Raw genomic sequence first — 25,311 nt, 5'->3', positions numbered from 1 at the left:
AGAGATCATCAGGCCAAGCTGGCCGATGCTATCGTGATGCCCTTGCTCCGTCCCAAGTCAGTATCTGAATGCGGTCAGACAATCTGAAGGCCCATGATCGCCATTGTGGGACACTATGCGTTCGCCTGAGCCGCCTAGCTTAAGCCCACGTTCCCTGCGCTCGCGAGCAATATTTCTCTATTACGACGCGACTGAATTCTTTTCCATTTCGGCAGGAAAGACGCTTCGCGCTACCGTCGATGTCCTTGGCATTTCTCGGTGCTCGCGGCATAGCTGCGCCCAGAGTTGGGGCGCGCTTCAAGCCGGATGAATTGTTGCAACGGATGTCCAGGATGGTCATGCTGTGTTGACCGGGCGAAATGACGATGTTTATTATCGGAAAATTTGAACGCACAATAAGAGACGATAATGAAAATCTTCATCGCCGGTCTGGATACCGAAACGAACACTTTTTCGCCAATGCAGACAGGTTTCCAAGCTTTCACTGAAAACCTGATTGCTTATGGAGATGCCACTTCGAAGCCACTCAATTGCTGCTCATCGCAATTGTCTGTCTGGCGGGATGCCGCAGAAAGGAAAGGTTGGAGTGTCGTCGAAAGTCTTTGCGCAGTGGCCGAGCCTGGCGGCAGAACCACCCGCGCCGTTTACGAACATTTCCGCAAAACAATTCTTGATGATCTTCAGGCGGCAATGCCGGTGGACGCAGTCATGCTTGCGCTTCATGGTGCCTGCGTTGCGGACGGTTATGATGACGTCGAAGGAGACCTCATCTCCCATATACGTGGCCTTGTGGGCGCTCATGTTCCGATAGCTGTCGAGCTGGATCTGCATTGTCATATTACTGAGCGCATGATCGACAATGCAACGATGATCGTAACTTACAAGGAATATCCACACACCGATATTGAGATCGTAGCCCGTCAGCTCTTTGCGATACTGGAACGAACGCTCACGGGTGAAATCGAACCTGTCATGGCGGTCTATGACTGCCGCCTCATCAGCATCTTTCATCCGCACCGGCAACCGTTGCGCGGAGTTGTGGACCGGATGAAGGCGATGGAAGGGAACGACGGCGTACTGGCTGTCTCCTTCGGCCATGGTTTTCCATGGGGTGACGTTGCGGATGTGGGCGCGAAGATGCTCGTTGTCACCGACCAGGATCGGCAGAAGGCTGCTCACATCGCCGAAAGCTTCGGTCGAGAGATATACAGTGCACGGGAGCAAATGCGTGGCGCATACTTGTCCGTCGATGAGGCGCTGGACCGTGCATTGGAAGCGAAAAATGGTCCCGTTGTCTTGGCCGATGTTTCAGACAATGCTGGCGGGGGCGCCCCGGGCGATTCCACTTTTATTCTGCGGCGCATTATTGAACGCGGAATTGAAGACGTCGCCTCTTGTCTTTACTGGGACCCGATCGCCGTGCGGATGTGCCGGGAAGCGGGAGAAGGCGCCTCTCTCGCGTTGAGGATTGGGGGCAAGGTCGGCGAAGTGTCGGGTGCGCCGCTGGATCTCACGGTCACGGTCCGGCGGATTGCTTCGGACATTACGCAACGGTTTGGCCCCACGCCGCTGGGCATCGGCGAGGCCGTCTGGGTCAGCGCGGGGAGTATCGATATCGTGTTGAATACCATCCGCACGCAGACATTTCACCCCGAATGCATGACAGGGCTCGGACTTGATCCCTCGAAAAAGAAGATTGTCGTGGTGAAATCGAGCAACCATTTCCGGGCTGGTTTCGAACCTATTGCGGGCGAGATACTCTATGTTGGCGCTCCCGGTGCGCTACAACCACGTTTCGAAGATTTGCCTTTCACAAAACTGGAAAAACCATACTGGCCGAGAGTTGCGGATCCGCTGGCTCAGTAGGGCATCATGTTGCTTTACGGCGAGATGTAAATTACGCGCTCATGTCAGTGACGCGATATACCTCTTGAAAACAGAGTTGATCGGGATGCCACTCGAATTTGAGATCAAGCGAATGGAAAACTTCGGATGAATGATGCGAAATCCAGCCTCGGCGACATCCTGAGAGACATCCGAAGCCGCAACCATTGGACCCTGGCTGAAGTAAGCGCGATGACCGGGCTTGCAGTATCGACCCTTTCGAAGGTTGAGAACAACCAGATGCAGCTTACATATGACCGGCTTATCCAGCTTGCTCAGGGCATTGGTGTCGATATTGCAGAGCTTTTTGGCGCTGTGGCCACCCCGGATGAACTTTCAAATGTGATGGGCCGGCGTACATTCACAAAGTCCGGCGACGGCCGTTCGATCATCACGCAGAACTACGACTATCTCTATATTTGCACGGAGATCTACAAGAAGGCGATGGTCCCGATCCTCGCTGTGGCGCACGCTCGAACACTTGAGGAATTTGGGCCGCTCATCCGGCACAAGGGCGAGGAATTCATCTATGTGCTTGAGGGTGAACTGGAACTCCACTCAGAAATTTATGCACCTCTTCGTCTCAAGAAAGGCGATTCCGCCTATTTTGATGCGATGACTGGACACGGTTATCTAAGCGTGAGCGAAGAGCCCGCCCAGATCCTGTGTGTCTGTTCAACGCCGGAAACGGAACTGGTTTCTACGCTGGTCAATACGCAAACCATCAAATTCAAAGCGGATTGACGTCTTCGATAAGGCTTGAATCTCATCGGCATCTTAGGGAAATTATTTTCTTATAAGAAAATAATTTGATTGCCTCTCCGGCTGTGCAAATCTGGTTCCATGACTTTCGGGTACAGTGGAACAAACTGGCAGGCACGGGGCTTGCAGTCAGATTGCCGGAGATAACTTTGACTGAACCAGCAGTGGCAATTGAAACATTCAACCGTCCTTATCCCGTCGACATTCAGACACCTTACGTGGAAATCGACGAAGACCGGCTGATACGCAACCTGAAGGAGATGCAGCAAAAGGCGGACAAAGCCGGGGTGCGGCTGCGGCCTCACATCAAGACCCACAAGAGCCTCATGATTGCCAACCGCCAGCTTCAGCTTGGCGCAATTGGCGTCACTGCTTCCAAGCCGGATGAAGCGCTGGTCTTTGTCGAGGGCGGCATTCCCTCCGTAACCCTCGCTTATCCCATCGTGAGACCGGATTCGATCGGTCGCCTGATACGCAGTGCGCAGATTCGAGATACCGAGCTTATGTTTATCGCCGCTCACGAGATCGGCATTCAGGCGATTGGGGCTGCCGCAGAAGCACATGATGTAAAGCTTGGCGTTTTTCTGAAAGTCGATGTCGGTCTCGGGCGCGTCGGCGTCAAGCCGCAGGACCCCGCCGCCGTTGTGCTGGCTCAAAAGATAGCACAACACCCTTATCTTGCATTCGCAGGCCTTTTTTCCCATGCAGGCCATGCCTATGGCAGCAAGTCCGCCGAAGAACTGGCAAATATTGCCAATGCGGAAGCGCAGGCCCTCCTCCACCTCGCAGAACAGTTGAAGGAGGTGGGCGTCGAAGTCCCCGCAATATCCGTGGGGTCGACACCGACTTGCCTCGGCGCGCCTATTCCGTCCGGGATAACGGAGATACGGCCGGGAAACTACGCCTTCCTTGACCGGACCGCGCTTCGCCTTGGCATAGCATCGGGTGATAACATCGCGCTTTCCATCATTGCCACCGTTGTTGCCCACAACGACCATCATTTCATTATCGATGCAGGTTCCAAATCCCTTTCATCCGACCTTGGTGCACACGGCTCTGGTGGCGGCGGCTTTGGGCTGGCCGTCAGTGTGTGGGGTGACACGTCAGAGATGTGGGAAATTGAACGCCTTTCTGAAGAACATGGGTTCGTTCGTTTCAGTGACACCCCGCCCCCTGTCGGCAGTCGTGTTCGCATATTTCCCAATCATTCCTGTGCAGTTATCGCCCAATTCGACCAGGTCGCCCTGCGACAACCGGACGGAAGAACACGAACCTTGTCGACCGAGGCCCGAGGCCATCAGACCTGATGCGGTGACGCCTGCGCTTTGGCTTTATCTGGAATTAAGGAAAGAGGACTGAACATGACGAAAGAAGTTGAATGGGCACGTATGACCGCACCGGACCTGCGCGAGATTGCAGGCAAGCCGGGTGCCCTTGCTATTCTGCCTGTGGGATCGCTTGAGCAGCACGGCCCTCATCTGCCGGTCATTACTGACACGACGAGCGCTTCGGCAGCCGCCATCCGCGCCGCGCGTCTCGTAGCTGAGGAGATTCCCGTCGCTGTCCTCCCCGGCCAATGGCTTGGCATGAGCGAACACCACCTGCCGTTTGGCGGCACTATCACGCTTGATTACGATACTTTCAGCCGTGTCATCCGATGCATAGCCAGATCATTGAAAACACTTGGGTTTTCACGTCTCCTGATTGTCAATGGACATGGCGGCAATATCGATCCGCTTTCGGTCGCTGTCCGCGAACTGGCTGTTGAATTTGCGATGCCAATCGTGGCCACCACACCGTGGATGCTGGCAGGCGACGAAGCACGAAAAATCTTCGAGGTAGATAATGGACCCCATCATGCCTGTGAGGGGGAAGCTTCCGTCATGCTTGCCATTGTCGGTGATGCCGTGAGGACGGACAAGTTCGGACAGGCATTCGGCAATCAGCAGCATCCTGTCGACGTACCGGCAGACGTTTCGCGCTTCTATTCCTTTGCCGAGCGTGCGCCGGTTACCGGAACATGGGGAGATCCGCGCAGCGCCACGGCCGAAAAGGGAGAGCGTTTCCTCGATCTTCATGCAAGGGAACTCGTGAAACTGATCCGTAATGATGTGCTCTGGACCAAACCGGATTCCGTTTGGACACCTGGACGCGGCCTCGCGACAACAGAAGGGCGAGCCGACTAACTTGCTGGGCAAACGGCAACTCGAAAAGAAAACACGATTGTGGGAACAAAAATGAAAATGAAGTCGAAAACAACACGCAAAACTCTGCTGTCACTGTTGGCGGCGGCAGCATTGTCCAGCGTAGCGCTAGCCCCGGCAATGGCAAAGACGCTGGTCTATTGTTCCGAGGGCGCACCGGAAGGCTTCGATGCCGCGCTCTACACGACAAACAGCACATGGGACGCTTCTGCCGAAACGATCTACGACCGGCTGACTGAGTTCGAAAGCGGCACGACCAACGTCGTTCCCGGCCTCGCAGAAAGCTGGACCATCTCTGACGACAATCTCGAATATACGTTGAAGTTGCGGCAGGGGGTGAAGTTCCATTCGACCGACAGCTTCACGCCAACCCGTGAATTCAACGCGGACGACGTTCTGTTCACCTATAATCGCCAGCTCGACAAGCAGCACCCGTGGAACAATTATTTCGTCGGCGCAGGTTGGGAAATGTTCAACGCCATGGACATGCCGGTGATTATAAAGAAAGTGGTCAAAGTCGATGACCATACCGTCAAGTTCGTTCTCAACCAGCCGGATGCATCCCTTCTGGCGAAGCTCGCCCTTAACTTCGGCTCGATCATGTCGGCAGAATATGCCGAGCAATTGGCGAAGGCCGGGCAGCGCGAGGATCTCGACCGCAAGCCGGTGGGCACTGGTCCGTTTCGTTTTGTGGATTATCAGACCAATGCAGCAATCCGTTTTGCTGCCAATGCAGACTATTGGGGCGGTGCGCCCAAAGTTGACAACCTGATCTTCGTGATCACGACGGACCCCGCCACCCGTATGCAGAAGCTTCAGGCAGGTGAGTGCCATATCGCAGCCTATCCCGCGCCGGCGGATGTCGCACGGCTGAAAGCCGATCCAAACCTTACTGTTATGGAACAGCCGGGACTGAACGTGGCTTATCTCGCCATGAACACGCTGGACGCTCCATTCGACAAGGTGGAAGTACGCCGCGCCCTGAACATGGCCATTGACAGAAAGGCAATTGTGGAAGCTGTCTATCAGGGCATGGGACAGGTTGCTCAAAGCGTCCTGCCACCCAGTATGTGGGGCTATAATGGTGATATAAAGGGGTATAGCTACGACCCTGATGGAGCAAAGAAGCTCCTCGACGATGCGGGCGTCAAAGACCTCAAGATGAAAATCTGGGCGATGCCGGTCAGCCGGCCTTATATGCCAAATGCGCGGCGTGCGGCTGAGCTTATGCAGGCGGATCTCGCCAAGATCGGCGTCGGTGTGGAGATCGTCTCCTACGAATGGGGTGAATATCTCAAGAAGGCTCGTGACAAGGATCGTGACGGGGCGGTGGTGCTCGGAGGCACCAGCGATAATGGTGACCCTGACAATCTGCTCAGCTATTTCTTCAGTTGCTCCGGCGTCGGTGGAAGCAACAACGCCAATTGGTGCTACAAGCCGCTGGAAGATATTCTGCAGAAGGCGAGAGTGAGCTCTAACAAGGATGAGCGAACCAGGCTCTATCAGGAGGCACAGGCAATCGCCATCTATCAAGCCCCATGGGTTCCACTTGCGCATTCAACGGTCGTATTGCCGATGTCCAAGAACGTGAAGAATTACGTTATGGAGCCACTCGGGTCGCACCGCTTCGAGAAGGTCGACATCGCGGAATAAACAATGCACCACTTGCCGACGCTGGCTTTACAGCGTCGGCAACAATTGGATTCTGCTATTTATTGGCTGCGCAGACGTTCAAGCATGCAGGCGATCACTCGGTTTGCACAAAAAGCACAGTTCTGTATGCACGGGTGCCGTTGTTCCGGCAAAAAGCACTGCTCCTGAATATGGCATCACAATGTCGCTGCCGTCGGCGCGTTTCCCGATGACTTCCCCTTTTTCAACTTTTTCGCCAGCCGCAAACTGCTTCAGCAAGTGATCATCTTCGTGATCGGCCAGAATAGCATCGCTGATTTCAAGCACCGATGACGGGTGCACCATGGCTGGCTGTGCGGAGATCAGGCCGAGCGACGCCATTCCGTTGACGACACAATCATAACCGACTTGTGGTCCGTTGGGATCGAGATGCTGACCGCATTCGACAGTCACGCCGTAGCCCCCCGCAAACCGCATATATTCAGTGGTGCCGATGGCATGCAGGGACGACAGTCCTTCGGTGACGCCCGCTTCACGTTTCTGCTCAAGTGCCTTTTCGTGCGCTGGAAGCCAACCATGGATAATGATTGGAAGGCCAAGCGCCTTGGCGAGCTTTTCTTCCGCCTCCTGATGCGCGAAAGGTTCGAGCGTTCCGTTGTTGTTGCGTGGCCCCATGAGAGCAAGCGGTGGACCTTCTGAACTGAAGGAATGAAGATCGATCAGCACGTCGTGGGCGCGCAGCAACGGACAGATGACATTGGCCACGCGGTCTTCGTTATCCTGGGGGATAGCGGCTTCGGAAAGATTGCGGTTGAAATTGCGATCGCCGAAGCGGGTATCGTTACGAAAGGCAAGTCCATTCACAACCGGCACAAAGGTCACCGTGCCGCATTCCAGGCCCCTTTGTCCGGTGCGGAACTCGTGGATCAGGCGTGTGATGGCGTGGGGGCCGCATGGTTCGTTACCATGGACAGAACCGGTCACAATAAGGCGCGGACCGGGCTTCAGGCCATGGAATGTAACTGTCTCTATAGCGGTGGGCGGGGTTGTCACCCGGGGTTCGAGGGTCATTTGCGCCCCGTCGACCGATGCGATATCGATAACCATTCCGGGGCGCACCCGGCGCGCCAGTTCCGTCAGATGTTCGTGGGCAACGACGACACAGCCAGATGTACCGCTGAAATCGGGGCGGGCCGCATGTATGAAAATTGCAGAACCGCCGCGTGCATCGGGCAGGGCATCATTCCATCCGACAGGGATAATCAGATCGAAGAGCCGCTCACCCCGACGGGAGGCTTGGGTTTCATCAGTTTCAAAAACCAGCTGGTTGTAAAAGGGACTGTCTGGATCTTCCACCCAGCGGTAGTTTTCGGGCTTGGGCAAAAAGGGGAAATCGAAACTGCGTGGTTCATCACCAAAAACCGCAGGATCGTAAAAGCCATAACGCAAAGGATAGCGACCGCGGGGTGTTTTTCCATCACCTTCGCGCTTCAGGTGCGGCTCCACCAACCCATTGCGGCCTACCGCGCATTTGACAGTCCACTCGTCAATAGTAAGCAGGCCGATATGCGGGTTCTGCTGGTCTTGGCCGGTACGAACGACAATTGTAGGCTGTTCAAGCGTTCCGACCAAAAATGGATTCTGACTCATGATCTTAGCCTTGTTTTAACAAGTGACAACGGGCTCGGTGGAAGGAACTGCCGGCGAGTTGGTGAAAACGGGAATATCGCCAGAGCGGCAAAAGAATGGCAATGGACAACGAGGATGGAAGGCACAACCTTGCGGAGGGTCGACAGGCGAGGGAGCCTCGCATCTCATGCGGTGCTTGCTGACAGTTGGAGCCAGAAGATCAGGTATCGAAGCGATCAATGGTTGAGTGCGTCAACTGTTCCTGTCGCCAACAGCCCTTCAGCCCATCCGGAAAGGCCTGATCTTCTCTGAAGACAAGAGAAATCATCCAGTTTGCGGATGACTGCCTTATCATAGCCAACCTGTTTCAAGAATGCTGCGCAGCGGCGTTTACGAAGGCGTCAAATAGCCGGCTGCCGGGATGCTCGGCAGTACCAAATAATTCAGGATGCCACTGTACTCCCATCGCAAATGATTGTGAGGGAATTTCAATCGCTTCGATTACGCCGTCGGATCCGCGAGCGGTGACAGTTACCTCCTTGGAAATATCAACAAGTGCTTCGCGATGGAACGTATTCACGTTAAATTTGTCCACCTGCAATATTCCAGCCATTTTTGTTCCCGCCGAAACAGCAACTTCATGCAGAAGATCAGCTTGATCGTGATTGATTGCATTCGGCAGGCTCGCGTGGACGTCCGAAACCATCCGACAGCCGTTCAGACAACCCAGCATCTGCATCCCATTACAGATGCCCAGTACAGGCTTATCCCTGGCAAGAAATCCCTTCATCAGGGCGACTTCCACTTCAAGACGATCAGAAAATGGGAAAGCAGACCGATCCCCTTCCACGTACCAGGAATCGGGAAATTTTATTCGAGCACCGATGCTTAAGAAGCCGTCGAATTCCTGGGTAACCCGATCCACTATATCTGAGAGGTAGGGTATGCCGTATGGAACGCCGCCAGCCCGGTGTATGGCTGCAAAATAATGTTTCGAAATGTCGTACCGATCTCCACCGGCACTGGTGTTTTCTCCCATTATTACTGCAATGGCGGGCTTGGGATTCCCGCTTTTACGTTGATTGTTCAATTTCAGCACCATCATGTTGTTATCGGGATTAAAGCCGCGCAAACTTTATATTGCCTTCGCGGTAGTCGGGGATGCCAAGTTAGGACATTCTCTCTGATAGAGCTCGGTTATTTTCTGTCTTGTCCGGATCAAACGGGATGCTGGGCCATCCAACAGATATTCGGCCGCCTGTGGGCGGCTATTGTAATTGGAGGACATCGATGCTCCGTAAGCTCCTGCGTCGTGAAACACCAGATAGTCACCGACATGAGCCGGTGGCAATTCTCTCATTTCCACGGTGCCATCTTGTTGTTGTGTAAAAACATCTCCTGATTCACACAGGGGCCCGGCAATGACAGTCGGGCGCGAAGCTTCAGTCTTCCGGGCCCTACTATTAGCCGACAAAACTGAAATATGGTGATAACTGCCGTAGAGAGCCGGACGCATCAGGTCGTTGAAGCCCGCATCGACCAGAGTGAAATGATTGTCGCCCATCTGTTTGGTGGCACGCACCTCCGCCACGAGAACCGCCGACTGTGCTACCAGAAAACGACCGGGCTCAATCTCAAGACGCACCGAATGGCCTAGTTTTTTCTCTGCCTGCCGGCGGGTCTGGTCCCAAAGATTGAAATAGTGTGCGACGTCGATGTCCTGGTCCCCATTCTTGTAGGGCACAGAAAGACCCCCACCAGCAGATATCGCCTCAAAATCGTGGTCCACCGATGAAATTATATCGGTCATGGCTTGGCAGACGCGCTCAAGGTGGCGATAGTCGACGCCTGAACCGATATGAAGGTGGAAGCCTACCAGATGGAGACGGTAACGCTCTAACAAGGTAATCGCTTGGGCAAGTTGTCCATGCCAGATGCCGTGTTTGCTGTTTTCTCCGCCGGTGTTGGTCTTCTTGCTGTGACCGTGCCCGAAGCCTGGATTGATACGCAGCCACACACGATGACCAGGTGATCTTTCGCCCAATTGGTGCAGCATGTCCAAAGAGCCTGCATTGACTTCAATCTTCTCCCGCACAACATAATCGAGGGTATCACGGTCAAAAAGATCGGCAGTGAAAACGATGCCCGCGGCGCCGGTGGCTGTAGCGGCTGCTGAAAATCCCGCCTGTTGCGCTCGTTTTATTTCACCGTGAGATACCGCATCAACGTGCACGCCAGCCTCGCGCATGAGCGACAGAATATTGACGTTGGAACATGCCTTCTGCGCAAATCTGACAATATCGAAAGGGGCAAGACGATCAATCTGCCGACGAATTACATCAGCATTATAGATCCATAACGGCGTCGCATATTGGGCAGCCAGCTCGCACAACGTGTCTTGAGGGAATTCACTCTTCATTTTATCACTTTCAGATGGAATATCAGATACGGTCGGTGAGAGTGACCGAGTGAGACAGCGCTTTTCGCTCGCCTTCACCGATGGAGGTTGGATGCGATGTACCCGTCGAAGGTTACGTCTACCGGGCCCGTCAGCATGAAAGTCTCGCCATCAAAAACTTCGACTTCAAGCTGACCACCGGGCGCATAGACTGTAACCTTGTCGCTCGATATGAGACCGGCCCGTCTTGCGGCGAGGACAGCGGCACACGCGCCGCTGCCGCAGGCTTGCGTGAGGATGCCTGGACGTTCATAGACGACGAGCCGGATCGAATCTGGGCCGGTAACTTCGGCCACGCCGATATTTGCCTGCTCGGGAAGATAGCCACTTTTTTGAACGGGATCGGCAAGCGCGGCAATGTCGAGCCCACCCAGGTTTTGAACAAAATAAACGAGGTGGGGATTGCCAATATTGATTGCGATTGGGCTAACCAGCGGTCCGCTCTCCAATTGGGCACCCGCAGATTCGAGGGAACCCGCCAGAGGAATTTCGGGCCAGTCCCATTTGGCGTTACCAATACTGAGGCTAACCTTGTGATCGCCGGCCCGTTTCGCCCGGATCGGCCCACCGAGTGTCTCGATGACAGCTTCGTCTCGCTCTGTCTCTTCCATAATCAACCAGGCTGCGCAACGGGTAGCGTTCAGACATGTTTCCGCTTCTTGTCCATCAATATTGTAGATGCGAAGCCGAACGGAAGCCTCAGGTGATTCAGGCGCTTCGAAAACCAGTAGCTGATCGCCGCCGATACCGACGTGGCGGTTGCAGACCCACTGGATATAGTCGGAAGATTTCCGAAATGGGGTACTGCGACCGTCAATGACGACGAAGTCGTTGCCAAGCCCGTTGCATTTGATGAAGTATTGTTTGCCTTCGTCTGACCGTGGAATAGCGAGCCGGAACGACGTCATTGTATCTACTTCACTCTTTCCATTTATTGGAGGAACGATCCGTCGTCTTCTTGACCACCGACAGGTTGTTTTGCGACCGTCCAGTGTCCCCATTTTTCGGTAAGGCTAACAGAGCATGACATGCCGTCAAATTCCTATTAATCATGATAATAGTCATTTATGATATGTTGTGAAAATCGTCGTGGAGGGGGACCATGCAACTGACGCACCGGCAGTTGGAAATATTTCAGTCATTGATGCAGACTCTCAATGTGACCGAAACTGCCAAGCAATTGAACTCGTCCCAGCCAACAATCAGCCGTGAGTTGAAAGCGCTCGAAGCTGACCTTGGTTTTACGCTTTTTCAACGCGAAAAACGTCGTCTTGAGATGACGCCACAGGCGGTAGCGCTCAATGTGATTGTGCAACGCTCATTTGTCAGCCTCGCCGAGATTGCCCGGACAGCACGTGCCATCCGCGGCGAAAGGCTCCAACGCGTGACTGTGGCGTGTCTGCCAGCATTCGCCCACGCGCTTATGCCACAGGTGGTTCACAACTTTCGCAGCATCTATCCCGATGCTTCTCTCAAAATTCATTCGCTGGAGGAAACCGCATTAACACGTGATCTCCTCAGCAAGTTTTTCGATCTTGGAGTCGTCGAAGGTAACGTCGCAGGCAACACGAACTCCATTATCAATCTCTACGCAGGGGATTTGCTGTGCATCATGCCGCGCAATCACACCCTGGCACAACACGACGTGCTTGAGATGGCTCATTTCGATCGTCATGATCTCATCTATTATTCCGAAGAAGATTCCTATCGCCGCCAGATCGACGCGCAGTTCGATGCAGCAGGCATTGCGCGTAATCTGGTCGTAGAAACAACGACGGCAACCTCGATCGGCACAATGGTTGCCGCCGGAATTGGGGTCTCGATTATTAATCCACTAAGTGCGCTGGCTTTCGAAAGCGCGGGGGTTGTTCTCCGGCCGCTCGCCCAACCCATCCCTTATTACCTGAATATATGGCAACCGGACCCTTTGCGTAGAAGCCAGCTAGGAGAGCGTTTCATCGAGACCATCGTTAACACGATGAATTCAACTGTTGACGCCCTTATCGCGCGAAATCTGTGCGCTCCACGGTCGAATTGAACAACAGCGGAAAACATATCCTGCTTGAATGAAACTATCATCAAACGATATTTTCCAAGTTTTGTTCATGAAGATATAGTCTACACCCGGCTTGCATCGTATAGGAGACCTGTATCTAAGATGAAAATTGGAATAGGTGGCTTTCAGCACGAGACCAATACTTTCGCACCCGGTACAACAGGTTGGGCCGAGTTCAACACGCCCGGAGGGTGGCCTCCACTGACATTGGGAGCCGCTATCCCCGAAGTCACGAGGGGACGCAATCTGCCTATTGCGGGCATGATAGACGAGGCAATTTCACAGAACGTCGAATTCCACCCGCTTGTCTGGTGTCAGGCCGAGCCGGGTGGAACCGTCGAGCGGCTGGCATATGAGCAAGTGGTCGCCCTTTTTCTTGATGCGATTGCATCGAAAGGGCCTTTCGACGGACTATTACTGGATCTCCATGGAGCGATGGTCGTCGAAGACATAGGAGATGGAGAAGGCGACTTCTTGCGTCGTATCCGCGAGGCTGTCGGGCCTGAAGCCCCTATCGCCTGTAGTCTCGACCTTCACGCCAATATCAGCCCGGAAATGGTAGGCCACAGTGATTTCATGTCCGCCTACCGCACTTATCCTCACGTCGACATGAGAGAAACAGGACGGCGGACAGCACAGGTTTTATTCAACATGTGCAGAAGTGGCACGCGTTTTGCCAAGGCGCTGGTTCAAACGCCCTACCTCATTCCCATTCCATCTCAATGTACATTGGCTGAGCCGACATCCTCGATTTATACCCGGCTGGAGCAAATCGAGCGCGAGCATCGTTTGCATCTCAGTTTTGCGCCTGGGTTTCCGCCCTCCGATACCTTGGATTGCGGTCCGGCGATAGTTGGATACGGCAGGGAAGAAGCCCCCGATCTCGACCGGCATATGCAGTCGCTTGCCGATTGCATCCTGAAGGCAGAAACAGACTACGCCAGAGACCGCGTATTCAATGAAGGAGAAGGTGTCAGTCTGGCGCTGGAAGTGGCGCGTTCAACGACAAGGCCGGTAATTCTCGTCGATACACAAGACAATCCCGGCGCCGGTGGTACGGGTGACAGCACCGGCCTGATCCGCCAACTCTTGGAGCAGAGGGCAGGAGATGCAATCGTCGCTTTTGTTTTCGATCCCCAAGCCGCAGAGATTGCACACCGGCAGGGGACTGGTGCCCGGTTCAAGACGGAAATTGGCGGGCGTTCAGGGCCGGATGGCATTACGCCACTCAAAGCAGAGTTCGAGGTCCTTGCTCTGGGAAACGGAAAATTCAATGGAACTGGTGAATTCTATGCGGGGAGCGCAATTGACATTGGTTTGACGGCTTTGCTCCGAATTTCCGGTACCGGTGTTTCTGTAATCGTGGGCAGCAGGCGGTCGCAGGCAGGAACACAGGCCATATTCTTTCATCTCGGCATAGATCCAAAAAGGGTAGGAATCATCACCCTTAAAAGCTCGGTACACTTCAGGGCAGACTTCCAGTCGATAGCCGAGCGAATTATTGTGATAAAGAGTGCGGGATTTAATACGGCCGATCCATCTGAACTACCGTATCGTAAAATCCGGCCCGACCGGCGTCTTTGTCCCGAACCATCGTCCATAATCTCAACACCGTAAGGATTAATCCATAACACCTGAAATGAACCAGTTCTCGGTGTTATGAAAATCGATCAGTTCCGGTTAAATCGGAATCGCGGAAATGCTCTTGCGGTGAAATTTGCATTCACCGAACCACATATTTTGCCAAGTTATCGTATCGCCGTCTTGAGACAGCACAAGCTGAGCTACCTTATCGTCTTTGCCCCACCAGCGTTCCGGAGCCTTCAGCGAACGCAAGGGATATGTACCGGCAGTATCGGCTTCCATGAGGCAATATTGGTAGTCCGGCAAGAGCTCAAGCGAAGTCGTCAAACAGCCGTTGCGGGCTTCGATCCGCAAAGCACCCATCGGTCCGCCTTCAAAAACGCCGGCAATGGAAGCATCAACTGGAGCCGGCTTCATATTGCGCCAAATGGATTTGCGATATTGTGATTGCCTTCCCGCCAAGGAAGAAACCGCTTGCCCATAAATTGTCGCAACCGCTTCTGCCTCACCACGATCGAGCGCCACGGCAAGATCGGCAGCTGCATTGCGGAAATCTTCAATCTCTGTGCCGCTTGCATTGATGGAAATGAAGATTCCGAACCCGCTATCGGGCACCAGACGAGTGAGAGAAAGTACACCGCCAATAGCGCCGGTATGATCCACAACAGTTAAATCGTTACCGCTGCCTATGCGCCAACCGAGGCCGTAGCCAAGGAAAGTGTTCTCCGGGGTGGTTCGGGAATGAATGCGCTTTAGTTCTGCAAGCCTGGCCGCTGGCAGAACCGCGGCGCCATTTGGATGAGCGTTCAGATTGAACAACAACCACTGGGCGGCGTCATTGGGGCTTTGTGAAACCGACCCCGCTCCGATGAGGTTGGAAAGCTTTTCCAAGGCGACAGGTAGCATTGCATCGCCATTTCGCACATGCGGTCGAGCGAAACGCGGATCGGTTTCCAGATCGGGCCGATCAGCGGATGCCGTGGTCATTCCAAGGGGCTCGAATATATATGCCGCTGACGCATCGGCAAATGTCTTGTCGCTCACCCGGTTACATACTTCGGCAGCGACGGTGAAATGGAGATTTGAATAGGAATATCGATCGCGAAAAGGGGCGATCATTGGAACACCCCCAGCGCCGTTGACCACTTCTTCAAAAGACAGGATGGAGCCGTACTCTACAGCGGTTGCCTGGCCTATGCCCGTCCGATTGGAACACAGGTCCCGCAACGTTACCTGTTCGGAAATAACCTGGGGACCAAATGCAAATTTCGGCCATATCTCCTGGATCGGCCGATCCCAGTCCAGCTTTCCTTGTTCCGACAGGACCGCGCATAAAGTGGTCGTAAAAGCCTTTGAACAGGATGCAACGGCAAACAGGCTATCCGCCGTGACGTTGCGCTCGGTGCCCGCCTCCAGAACGCCGATGCCGCCCGTATAGAGAACCTTTCCCTGGCGAACGATGGACAGTCCTATGCCGGGAATACTAAGCGGCCCGCTTTGTTCGCGCAAAAACGTTAGCAGGCGATCAACGAGAGTATCATCGGAGATGCGGGTCATAGGTATCCAATCCGTTCAAAGCCGATCGAAGCTCGATCATGTTTTTAAATGGCCAGTGAAGCTGCGGCGCAGTGCAAAATCTTTCCAGTCTTGAAGCTCGTCAAGCTTCCGCGGGCACTTCGCTAAGCTTGACGCCTGGAAAATGGCAAGCGGCATGATGCAGACCGACATCCCCGGAAAGTACTGGTTCGTCGGTTCGGCAAATATCCCGTGCGCAGGGGCATCGAGTGTTGAAACGGCAGCCCTTGGGCAGGTTCATCGGGCTGGGTATTTCACCCTTCAAAAGCGGGCGGGCCCTGTTGCGCTGGTGCGGATCAGCACGGGGCACGGCGGAAATCAGGAACTGCGTATAAGGGTGCTGCGGATTGTTGAAGATTTCTTCCGTCGTACCCACTTCAACCAGACGCCCAAGAAACATGACACCGACACGGTCGGCGAATTGTCGTACGACACTCAGGTCATGCGTAATAAATAAGTATGTAAGCTGTAGTTGTTCTTGCAAGTCTCGAAGGAGATTAAGAACCTGGGCCTGGATCGAGACATCCAAGGCAGAAACAGCTTCATCGCAGACAATGAATTCCGGATTGTTGGCGAGCGCACGTGCAATACCGATGCGTTGGCGCTGCCCCCCGCTGAACTGGTGCGGATAGTGATTGATCAGATGCGGACGCAGACCGACCATATTGAGGAGCTCTTTACAACGCGTCTCAATTTGCTGGCTGGTACCGAAATTGTGCGCGCGCAACGGCTCGGCCAGAATATCCCTCACCCGCATTCGCGGGTTCAATGATGCGTAAGGGTCCTGAAACACAATCTGGATCTGTTTGCGCAGTTCGCGCATTCGTGCTTCGTCAAGCGCATAAATATCCTGGCCTTTAAAGCTTACCGTACCGCTACTGCGCTCCAGAAGCCGCAAGATGACGCGTCCAAGAGTAGACTTGCCGCAACCGGATTCTCCGACCAGTGCGAAGGTCTCCCGCTCATAGATTTCCAGCGAAACGTCATCGACTGCGCGAACCACTTTCTCGTCAAACGAAAACAATCCCTTGCCGAGCCGGAAGTGCTTGCTCAGTTTTTCGGTGGAAATGAGAACCTTGTTCATAGAGAGGCTCCTGCTTTGTCATGCAGCCAGCAGCGTGCTTTGTGCCCATTCTCCAATAGGTTCAGATCAGGCGCCTTAAAGCTGCAAACGGACATGGCATCACTGCAACGGGGATTGAAACGGCAGCCACCAGGAAGTCTGGCCAGATTGGGCACCATACCGTTGATGCTCTTCAGACGCGTACCGTCCGGCTTCTCGTTGGCCTTCGGTATCGAGGCCAGCAGGCCACGGGTGTAAGGATGAGATGCACGATCGAAAACATCGTATACATTGGCCTGCTCGATGATCTGACCCGCATACATCACATTCACTTCGTCACACATTTCGGCGATGATGCCCAGATCATGAGTGATCATGATGATGGCAGTGCCGACGCGGTCGCGCAGTTCCATGATGAGACGCAGTATCTGCGCCTGCGTCGTGACGTCCAACGCTGTTGTCGGCTCATCAGCAATCAGCAATTTGGGTTCACAGATCAATCCCATGGCTATCATTGCCCGCTGGCGTAGGCCGCCCGATAATTCATGCGGGTAGGCGTCCAGGCGGGCTTTCGCTTCGGGAATGCCAACCATCTCAAACATTTGCCGGACTTTGTCGCGAACGTCGCGTTTAGAAAAATTGCCATGAATCTGCAGCGGTTCACCCACTTGCTGCGCCATGGTTATGACCGGGTTGAACGAAGTCATCGGCTCTTGGAAGACCATCGACATGTCGCGGCCTCGTTTCGAGCGGAGTTGATCTTTGGTGAGGGTTGTCAATTCCACGCCATCCAGCATGATACTGTCAGCGCTAACGGTCGCGGGGGGTGATGGAACCAGCCCCATCAGGGACAAAGCCGTCATGCTTTTGCCGGAGCCGGACTCTCCCACCAAACCGACAATCCGGCCCTGCCCGACATCAAAAGATACATTGTCGAGGATGCGGACTGTTCCGCGATGTGACTTGAATTCAGTGCGCAGGTTGCGCACTCTCAACAGAGGCCTTTGATCGGTCATATCAGCCGCCTTAATCTTTCATGTAAGGATCGAGAGCGTCACGCATCCCATCGCCGATGAAGTTGAATGCCAGCACCGTGATCAAAATTGCCACGCCGGGCATGATGGCAACGAGAGGAGCAGCAAAGAGATATTCCTTTCCCTTGGCAACGAGCAGGCCCCAACTTGCTTCAGGGGGCTGCACACCAACGCCAAGGAAACTGAGACTCGATTCCCACATGATCGCTTCAGGAATGCTGAGCGAGAACAGAACGATCAGCGTAGGCACTACATTGGGAAACAGATGCCGGAACATGATCGTTGTCTTCTTCGATCCGTTGGCGCGAGCGGCCTCGATAAACTCCTTTTCTTTCAATGCCAGCGTCTGGGAACGTACAACTCGGGCTACACTTGCCCAGCCGACCAGGCTGAGAGCTATGAAGATGTTGAACAAATTCGCGCCAAGTGTGTACATCACCACCATTGCCAGCAATAGCGACGGAAAGGCGATCATCATGTCGGCAAGGCGCATGATCGTAAAATCGATCCGTCCGCCATAATAGCCGCTGACGATGCCCATGATGGCGCCGATTATCAACGATATGAAGCTCGGAACGATGCCGACCACAAGCGAAATGCGCGCACCGTAAAGTATGCGTGTTAAAACGTCCCGTCCAAAATTATCAGTGCCGAGCCAGTGTGTGAGCGATGGCGACAGGAATTGCTCGTTCATATCGACGCGATATGGATCATGAGGACTTATATAAGGTGCAAATACTGCCGTCAGCACCAGAACGACGATAATAATCAAGCCCGTCATTGCCATTCGATTGCGACGAAATATTCGAACTGTGTCGCGCAGAAAGCTGGCGCTCTCCGTTTCTTCGACATAGGCGTCGTTTGCCTGAGCGAGTTCGGTCATTTCGCCCCTCCCTTCATCTGATGGCGAATACGGGGGTCAAGAACGGAATAAAGTATGTCAGCAACCAGATTGCCGATCAGTACCAGTACAGTGGCAAACAGAACCGACCCCTGAAGTAGAGGCATATCGCGCGCCTGAATTGCGTTAACTGATATGCGGCCAATACCCGGAATGCCGAAAATCGCTTCCGTAATGACTGCGCCAGACAACAGTCCGGCAACTTGGATTGCCATGATTGTCACAACGGGAATAAGAGCATTTTTAACGGCATGGCGAAGGATGACGAAAATCTCGCGCAGGCCCTTTGCGCGCGCTGTTCTCACATAGTCGTTTCGCATGACTTCCAGCAGGCTTGACCGCGTCAAACGCGCGATAACGCCTGCCGAACTCCAGCCCAGCACAATAGCTGGCAGAATGACATATTTGAAGCCGTAGAAGCCCGATACCGGAAGCCATTTCAACTGCATGGCAAAAATATACTGCAACAGGAGCGCGGACCAGAAAACCGGCATCGAAACGCCCAGCAGCGAGAAACCCATGAAAAAATGATCGAGCGCTGAATCGCGCTTTACGGCTGACAGGATGCCGACCGGAATGCCAATCATCCATGATACGAGGGCCGCACAGGCCGCCAGATAAAGCGTGTTGGGAAACGCTTGAAGGATCAGGGTCGTGACATCGCGATTGAGCTTTATGGAAACACCCAGGTCGCCTTGAACCGCAGCGAACAGAAACCGGAAGTAACGAGTGATCAGTGGATCATCAAGATGCATCTGAGCTCGCACGCGCTCTATAACTTCAGCGCTGGCATGCTCTTTCATCAGCAAGGCGATTGGATCGCCTGGAATGATATTCATCATGATGAAGAGCAGTACGGTCACGCCGATCAAGACGGGAATGGAGACCGCAATACGCTTAATCAGAAAGGTCAGCATTGCGTGGAGGCTTTCATCTGTATGGCTAAGATAACGCCGCACGAGCATTATCTTCGGCTGACATGAATTGACGAGCTGGAGCTGGCTCATCAATTCATGCTGGGATGGAGCTGTAAGAATGGAAGTATGACCGAGGAGTAGGCATGACTCCTCGGCCAGTATGATTAGTCTTCAACTTCCATCTTATAGTAGCTCATGCTTGTCCATCCGTTCCATGGGACCACAAAATTCTTCACCCGCGGCTGTACGACAAACAGATGGTTGAGACTATACATTGGAACCCACGCAGCATCCGTCTGGACAATACGCTCGGCGAGCTTTGCATACAGTTCGCAGCGCTCGTCGGGGTTGGTCATGCTCCGGGCTTTTTCGATGCCGTCGAAAACTTCTTGATCTTCGTTATTGAAACCACGCACCGAAGTGCCGGTCTTGCTAAAGAAGGTGTAGAAGAAGTTATCCGGATCATTGAAATCGGCAGACCAGACCTGGGAATAATTGTTGATGGTGCCGCCTTTGCGCATGGCGAAATATGCCGATTCATCAACGACTTTGATTTCAGTGTTAAAACCGGCTTCTTTCAACTGCGCCTGAACGAGCTGATTCAGGTCAACCCACTTTGACGACCAGCTGCTCACTTGAGAAAAGGCAATGTCCACCCCGTCTGGATAACCTGCTTCGGCCAGCAGTTCCTTGGCCTTTTTGGGGTTATATTCAATCGGCGTGGCCGGCTTGTAACAGGTGAGACCGCTTGGAAGAACACCATTCTCGAGCTGTCCTTCACCATAGAACATCTTGTCTAGTATTTCCTGACGGTTAATACCCATCTGGAAAGCTTTTCTCACCCGCACATCGTCAAAGGGCTTAATCTTCTGGTTGATGTGGTAATAATCCAAGCCGGCAATCGGACCCTTTCGAATCTGGTCCTTCCATTTTTCGTTCTTCATAAAATATGGAACTTGCGTGATAGCTGAGTCCGTATCGAAAACGTCTATCTCGCCAGATTCGAACAACATACGCATGGTTTCCGCGTCGGGAACAACACGGATGAGAACGCCATCCAACTTGGAACGGCCTTTGAAATAATTCTCATTGGCTTCCATCATCTGGCTGTCGTTCAGATTATACTCTTTCAAAATGAACGGGCCGGTACCGTTAACAGTCTCAGGCGACAGACCATATTTGTCACCGAGTGGCTCGGTAAATTTGCGATTATAGATTGATGCCTGTGGACTGGCGAGCAGTGCAATGAAAGCCGAATAAGGTTGGACCAGAACAATCTTGACTGTATATTTATCAACAGCCTGCAAACCTGAGACGGACTGCGCTGAGCCATCAAGCCGTTCTTTCGCCCCTTCGACGAAGTCCAGGATATCGGTGTTCAACGCTTTGGTTGCAGGATTCAGCATGCGGTCATAGGTGAACACGACATCGTCGGCTGTCAGTTCCTCGCCATTATGGAACATAACGCCTTTGCGCAAATGCAAAGTGTAGGTTTTCCCGTCTTCAGAGACTTCCCAGCTTTCAGCAAGCGATGGAACGATTTCCGACTGCCCGGGAGCTACCGTTTCTGCTTCCACCAGCCGGTCATATACATTCAGCGGAATTGTATAGTCATTCGTCGTCATCTGGACGTCTATGGTCCGAGGATCGTCAGAATTCGCCAAACGTAGTATCTGATCAGCGAGTGCTGGTGACATCAAAGTCAAATTGACCAATCCGGTGGCCACTAGCAATCTAGCTCTTGTAAGCATTCTATCCCCTTTTATACATTCAACCCGAATATTCGGTTGTGTTTTGTTTTTCAGGCTTTGTGGTTCATTTCCAATGTAGACTTAAATATATTGGAAAAAATAATCATAATATCCAATAATATTTGAGTTTATTTAATTCTCCTGCGTCGAATTTACTTCATTTGCAATTGAAGGCGCGACGTCGCCGACCGAAGATAGATCGATGGCCACAAATTGAAGCAACCCTTGCATCTCCTTGAGAGCACATGGCGTTGAATACAGCTGCCCTGTGCTCCGGTTTACGTAGCCAGGTATCGCTAATCACTGGTCGCAACTCTCATTTCCCCATTTTTAGTGAAAAGCATGCGGTAGGTGGGTACAAATGTAAAATCCCAAATGGGTATGGTGTTATTCAAACCTGATATGAATCTACTAACTAAGAGACGGCCTATCTCCAAGAAAGATATGTTAGAAACAGCAGTGGATGGTTAGCCTTAAGCATTCTGTTCTCAGGCTCAGCGGACCCCGTTAAATTACAGAGTATCCGCGAGCCGTTCGAGCAGGAATGAGGGAGTTCAATCCCTGAGGAAAAACTCTTCGCGCTCAATAAGGGTTCAATATGAAGCATGACGATCGGCGTTCCCACTGTGGAAGTCGCGCCTGATATCGGCTGGCGCTGCAAGTCTTACATTGCGTTGATTGGCAACCTTATGAAACAGCCGGCGGAGTACAGCCCGCTTGGCAGGCTGAGGGTAGCAGCGCCGCCAAGCTTGCACTTAAGATTGGCGCACGTAATGCGTTGGACTGATCTGGTTCATTGGTAGATGAATTGGCACAAAATCCGGCGCCCTTACGGCACTCGGAATTTCATCCGACATAGGTTCGCGGCCGATTGGACGCCGTGCGGGGTCGGCAACAGGAACGGTCGAAAGCAGCTTCTTGGTATACGGGTGCTGAGGATTGTTAAAGACCGAGCGGCGATCTCCGATTTCCACGATCTCGCCCAGATACATGACTGCAACCCGATGTGCGATGCGTTCGACGACAGCCATATCATGGCTGATAAACAAGATTGCGATACCGATATCCCGTTGAAGGTCCATCAGCAGATTGATGACTTGCGCCTGAATTGTCACGTCAAGTGAAGCAACAGCTTCGTCCGCGATGATCAGGCGCGGATTGAGCGCCAGTGCGCGAGCAATACAGATACGCTGGCGCTGACCACCGGAAAAGGCGTGCGGGTAGCGGTCAAGGTGGTCAGCCGGGAGGTTGACCCTGGCGAGCAGATCAACAGCCCGTTCCCGCAGTTGTTTTGTTCGTCCTGCCCGATGGACACGCATGGGATCAATCAAGGCCTGTTCTATAGTCATGCGCGGGTTGAGCGATGAGAACGGATCCTGAAATACCATCTGTGCTTCGCGACGAAATCGTGTGAGCGCCGCTTTGGATGCGCCGATGAGTTCGGTTCCATCATACCGGATCGAACCGGACTGCGGTTTGTCCAGTTGCATGATGCTCCGTGCCACCGTGGACTTGCCGCAACCGGATTCGCCCACCAGCGCCAAGGTTTCGCCGGGGAAGATATCAAAGGAAACACTCTCGACCGCATGGACACGGCCGGTAGTACGTCCCAAAAGGCCGCCCTTGAGCTCAAAGCGTGTAATGAGGTTACGAACTTCAACAAGAGGAGCTTTAGCAATATTTTGCATGGCAGCATCATTCATTGCGCCACCTCCGTCAGAACCAGATCTGGCTCGTAAACAAGGAGAGGAAATTTTTCAGGTCCGTCCTTATCTGCCATGCTGCCAAGCCGCGGGACAGCCGAGATCAATGCTTGTGTATACCGATGCCGCGGATTGTTGAATATCTCGTCGACAGGTCCGGTCTCAACTATCTCCCCCTTGAGCATCACACACACGCGATCCGCGATTTCTGCAACAACGCCCATGTCGTGGGTGATGAACAGAACTGCCATACCGATTTCCCGTTGCAGCGCTCGCACCAGATCCAGTATTTGAGCCTGGATAGTAACGTCCAGCGCCGTCGTGGGCTCGTCGAGGATCATCAACGACGGCCGACATGCCAGAGCCATCGCGATCATCACCCGTTGGCGCATACCGCCAGAAAGTTGATGCGGATATTGGTCCAGCCGCCGCTCGGCATCGGGCACACGGACAAGTTTTAGAACATTTAGCGCTATCTGCCTTGCATCATTTGGCGTTTTTTTCTGGTGCCTGATAACGGCTTCCGCAATCTGATCCCCGACGGTGAAGACGGGGTTCAGGCTAGACATAGGATCCTGAAAGACGATTGAGAGTTCAAAGCCGCGCAGCCCCTCGACACGCCTTTCGGAAAGTTTTACCAGATCTGCAATCGAACCGTCCTTCAGCCGCATCAGGATTTGGCCATCAGTAATCCTCGCACCATCAAATTCAGTCAGGCGCATTACCGTCATCGCCGTCACGGATTTCCCCGAGCCGGATTCTCCCACCAGCGCGAGGGTTTCTCCATGCCCGATCTGAAACGATACTTTGCGCACGGCGCGCACGGGCTTTGCAGCGTTCGGGGCGAAACACACTTCGAGATTTTCAACGGACAGGATGATGTTGTCGGGAAGGGCTAAACTACTTGTCGATATCCTGGTCAAACTGGTTCCCCTTGCGATTGGCCCGCTTTTTGGGAACATCTAATGCTTTGTCCAAAGCTCGTGTCAACATACCGTCTTCGTAACAAATGGCTTGCCGCGGGGACAAACAGCTGGCGGGAAGAGACCAACCATGCCTATTCAATCAAAAAATCCGGCCGAGAGTGCTTCTGAAAAAGGTTATGCAAACTTTGCATTACCCTCTCTGTTTTCGCATGGACACTCTCAGCGCAGCTTAAGTGCGGGATCGATTAGGCTGCGCGCGCGGCTCTGGTTTTCTGCGAGATATTTCCAGAATGCCTCTGCATCCCGGTCTTTCGCGCCAGCGCGCCGGAAGATTCGAATTTCTATCTCCAAGGACATTTGCTGGCCGCCGATTTGAGTCAATTCGTTCTGGCTGATCGATTTCTGCACACATATCTGGGGCAACCACGCGATCCCTTGACCGGCGATAGCCATTTGTTTGAGGCCCTCCGCAAGCGAGGATTGATACACGGTGCTGAGGTTGAGCGGACGTCGCCAGCGTGACTGGATGAGAGAAATGAGCTTTCCCAGATAGCCGTCATTCCATGAATAGGAAAGGTAAGGAATTCTTTCGCCCTCAACCGTGTCCAGATCGTAAAGAGGTTTGCCTGCTGCATCAGTTCCCGAGACGAGGATGAGACGATCTTTTCCAATCTGCAAAGATTCGAACGGCCCCGCTTCGAGAACGGGTGGCCCATCAGGGTGGTCATAAGTAATCGCGAAGTTACATTTTCCAGAAGACAGGTGTTCAATACATTCGAGAAAATCACCCGTGTGCATACTGCAGCGAACAGGGGAACTCGGAAATCCGGAACCGCTGATCCAGTTCGGGAAGAAGTAGATCGCCAGTGTGTGCAGGGCGGCGAATGTAAGAAGCTGCGAATTGGCGCCCGCAACATTGTGGCAATCGGTGCGAAGACGGTACATGTCTCTAACGAGTTCCTGACAGCGCGGTACGAACATGTTACCAGCACTTGTCAAATGCACCGGATAGGTACTTCGATCAAGAAGATCTGCGCCGACCCATGACTCCAGCGACCTGATGCGCCGACTGAACGCTGGCTGCGAAATATTTCGCGATGCAGCAGCCGTGGAGAAATTCCGCGTCGCAACAATTTCCAGGAAGTCCTCGAGCCAAGCTAGCTCCATAACGACCTCATGCGTTATTTGCATAATTCATTCTAACTACGCATTGGACACCGATGCAAGTGTGC

At 53.3% G+C, this 25,311-nt stretch carries 19 protein-coding genes and 1 pseudogene; 7 read left to right on the top strand and 13 right to left on the bottom strand.

Annotation, left to right across the window (positions count from 1 at the left end):
* Positions 1 to 408: 408 nt before the first annotated feature.
* The 5 genes from ACOWVS_RS11920 to ACOWVS_RS11900 all read left to right on the top strand — a co-directional run bounded on the left by ACOWVS_RS11920 (position 409) and on the right by ACOWVS_RS11900 (position 6,503).
* Positions 409 to 1,866, top strand: a complete 1,458-nt coding sequence (locus tag ACOWVS_RS11920) for a M81 family metallopeptidase (RefSeq protein ID WP_006469613.1) — start codon at positions 409 to 411, stop codon at positions 1,864 to 1,866.
* A 126-nt stretch (positions 1,867 to 1,992) separates the two neighbouring features.
* On the top strand, positions 1,993 to 2,628 hold the full coding sequence (locus ACOWVS_RS11915) for a helix-turn-helix domain-containing protein (RefSeq protein WP_006469614.1): 636 nt from the start codon (positions 1,993 to 1,995) through the stop codon (positions 2,626 to 2,628).
* A 167-nt stretch (positions 2,629 to 2,795) separates the two neighbouring features.
* Positions 2,796 to 3,953: an alanine racemase gene (locus ACOWVS_RS11910; protein WP_039853400.1), complete on the top strand. Its 1,158-nt coding sequence runs from the start codon at positions 2,796 to 2,798 to the stop codon at positions 3,951 to 3,953.
* 54 nt (positions 3,954 to 4,007) lie between these two features.
* Positions 4,008 to 4,832, top strand: coding sequence for a creatininase family protein (locus tag ACOWVS_RS11905; RefSeq protein WP_006470762.1), 825 nt, complete (start codon positions 4,008 to 4,010; stop codon positions 4,830 to 4,832).
* A 57-nt stretch (positions 4,833 to 4,889) separates the two neighbouring features.
* Positions 4,890 to 6,503 (top strand): ABC transporter substrate-binding protein, encoded by a 1,614-nt coding sequence (locus tag ACOWVS_RS11900; RefSeq protein ID WP_063621279.1) that lies wholly within the window; start codon positions 4,890 to 4,892, stop codon positions 6,501 to 6,503.
* 78 nt (positions 6,504 to 6,581) lie between these two features.
* On the opposite strand, the gene ACOWVS_RS11895 is transcribed toward ACOWVS_RS11900, so the two are convergent.
* From ACOWVS_RS11895 to dapF, 5 genes are all read right to left on the bottom strand, one after another.
* Positions 6,582 to 8,132 (bottom strand): L,D-transpeptidase family protein, encoded by a 1,551-nt coding sequence (locus ACOWVS_RS11895; RefSeq protein ID WP_063621214.1) that lies wholly within the window; start codon positions 8,130 to 8,132, stop codon positions 6,582 to 6,584.
* A 15-nt stretch (positions 8,133 to 8,147) separates the two neighbouring features.
* Complete coding sequence (locus ACOWVS_RS11890; protein ID WP_075041748.1) at positions 8,148 to 8,351, bottom strand: hypothetical protein; 204 nt, start codon at positions 8,349 to 8,351, stop codon at positions 8,148 to 8,150.
* 127 nt (positions 8,352 to 8,478) lie between these two features.
* On the bottom strand, positions 8,479 to 9,216 hold the full coding sequence (locus ACOWVS_RS11885; RefSeq protein WP_235691685.1) for a gamma-glutamyl-gamma-aminobutyrate hydrolase family protein: 738 nt from the start codon (positions 9,214 to 9,216) through the stop codon (positions 8,479 to 8,481).
* Positions 9,217 to 9,246: 30 nt separating this feature from the next.
* Entirely contained in the window at positions 9,247 to 10,530 is a 1,284-nt protein-coding gene (gene lysA, locus ACOWVS_RS11880; RefSeq protein WP_006470760.1) for a diaminopimelate decarboxylase, read from the bottom strand.
* Between the two features lie 74 nt (positions 10,531 to 10,604).
* Positions 10,605 to 11,477: a diaminopimelate epimerase gene (gene dapF / locus ACOWVS_RS11875; protein WP_006470759.1), complete on the bottom strand. Its 873-nt coding sequence runs from the start codon at positions 11,475 to 11,477 to the stop codon at positions 10,605 to 10,607.
* 194 nt (positions 11,478 to 11,671) lie between these two features.
* Between dapF and ACOWVS_RS11870 the strand changes: the two genes are divergently transcribed.
* Together ACOWVS_RS11870 and ACOWVS_RS11865 are read left to right on the top strand one after the other, a co-directional pair.
* A complete protein-coding gene (locus tag ACOWVS_RS11870) occupies positions 11,672 to 12,607 on the top strand; it encodes a LysR substrate-binding domain-containing protein (RefSeq protein ID WP_006469623.1) in 936 nt (311 codons plus the stop codon).
* Positions 12,608 to 12,631: 24 nt separating this feature from the next.
* Positions 12,632 to 14,242, top strand: coding sequence for a M81 family metallopeptidase (locus ACOWVS_RS11865; protein ID WP_006469624.1), 1,611 nt, complete (start codon positions 12,632 to 12,634; stop codon positions 14,240 to 14,242).
* Between the two features lie 63 nt (positions 14,243 to 14,305).
* Here the strand turns inward: ACOWVS_RS11865 and ACOWVS_RS11860 are convergent, their stop codons facing one another.
* The 8 genes and pseudogenes from ACOWVS_RS11860 to ACOWVS_RS11825 form a co-directional block, all read right to left on the bottom strand.
* Entirely contained in the window at positions 14,306 to 15,766 is a 1,461-nt protein-coding gene (locus tag ACOWVS_RS11860; protein WP_006469625.1) for a serine hydrolase domain-containing protein, read from the bottom strand.
* A 100-nt stretch (positions 15,767 to 15,866) separates the two neighbouring features.
* Positions 15,867 to 16,868, bottom strand: coding sequence for an ABC transporter ATP-binding protein (locus tag ACOWVS_RS11855; RefSeq protein WP_006470757.1), 1,002 nt, complete (start codon positions 16,866 to 16,868; stop codon positions 15,867 to 15,869).
* Positions 16,865 to 17,863: an ABC transporter ATP-binding protein gene (locus ACOWVS_RS11850; protein ID WP_006469627.1), complete on the bottom strand. Its 999-nt coding sequence runs from the start codon at positions 17,861 to 17,863 to the stop codon at positions 16,865 to 16,867. The genes ACOWVS_RS11855 and ACOWVS_RS11850 overlap by 4 nt, the downstream gene beginning before the upstream one ends.
* Positions 17,864 to 17,873: 10 nt before the next feature.
* Positions 17,874 to 18,764 carry an ABC transporter permease gene (locus ACOWVS_RS11845; RefSeq protein WP_006469628.1) on the bottom strand — a complete coding sequence of 297 codons (891 nt, stop codon included), beginning with the start codon at positions 18,762 to 18,764 and terminating at the stop codon, positions 17,874 to 17,876.
* Positions 18,761 to 19,789: an ABC transporter permease gene (locus tag ACOWVS_RS11840; RefSeq protein WP_235691686.1), complete on the bottom strand. Its 1,029-nt coding sequence runs from the start codon at positions 19,787 to 19,789 to the stop codon at positions 18,761 to 18,763. The genes ACOWVS_RS11845 and ACOWVS_RS11840 overlap by 4 nt, the downstream gene beginning before the upstream one ends.
* A 74-nt stretch (positions 19,790 to 19,863) precedes the next feature.
* Positions 19,864 to 21,324 carry an ABC transporter substrate-binding protein gene (locus tag ACOWVS_RS11835; RefSeq protein WP_006470753.1) on the bottom strand — a complete coding sequence of 487 codons (1,461 nt, stop codon included), beginning with the start codon at positions 21,322 to 21,324 and terminating at the stop codon, positions 19,864 to 19,866.
* Positions 21,325 to 22,205: 881 nt separating this feature from the next.
* A pseudogene (locus ACOWVS_RS11830) lies at positions 22,206 to 24,115 on the bottom strand (ABC transporter ATP-binding protein).
* A gap of 183 nt (positions 24,116 to 24,298) precedes the next feature.
* A complete protein-coding gene (locus ACOWVS_RS11825; protein WP_006470752.1) occupies positions 24,299 to 25,246 on the bottom strand; it encodes a LysR substrate-binding domain-containing protein in 948 nt (315 codons plus the stop codon).
* Positions 25,247 to 25,311 lie beyond the last annotated feature (65 nt).

Source organism: Brucella sp. IR068, from assembly GCF_049065885.1.
In the GTDB taxonomy this organism is placed as follows: domain Bacteria; phylum Pseudomonadota; class Alphaproteobacteria; order Rhizobiales; family Rhizobiaceae; genus Brucella; species Brucella intermedia.
The sequence above is the reverse complement of the archived record's forward strand: the minus strand, read 5'-3'. Positions and strand labels throughout refer to the sequence as shown.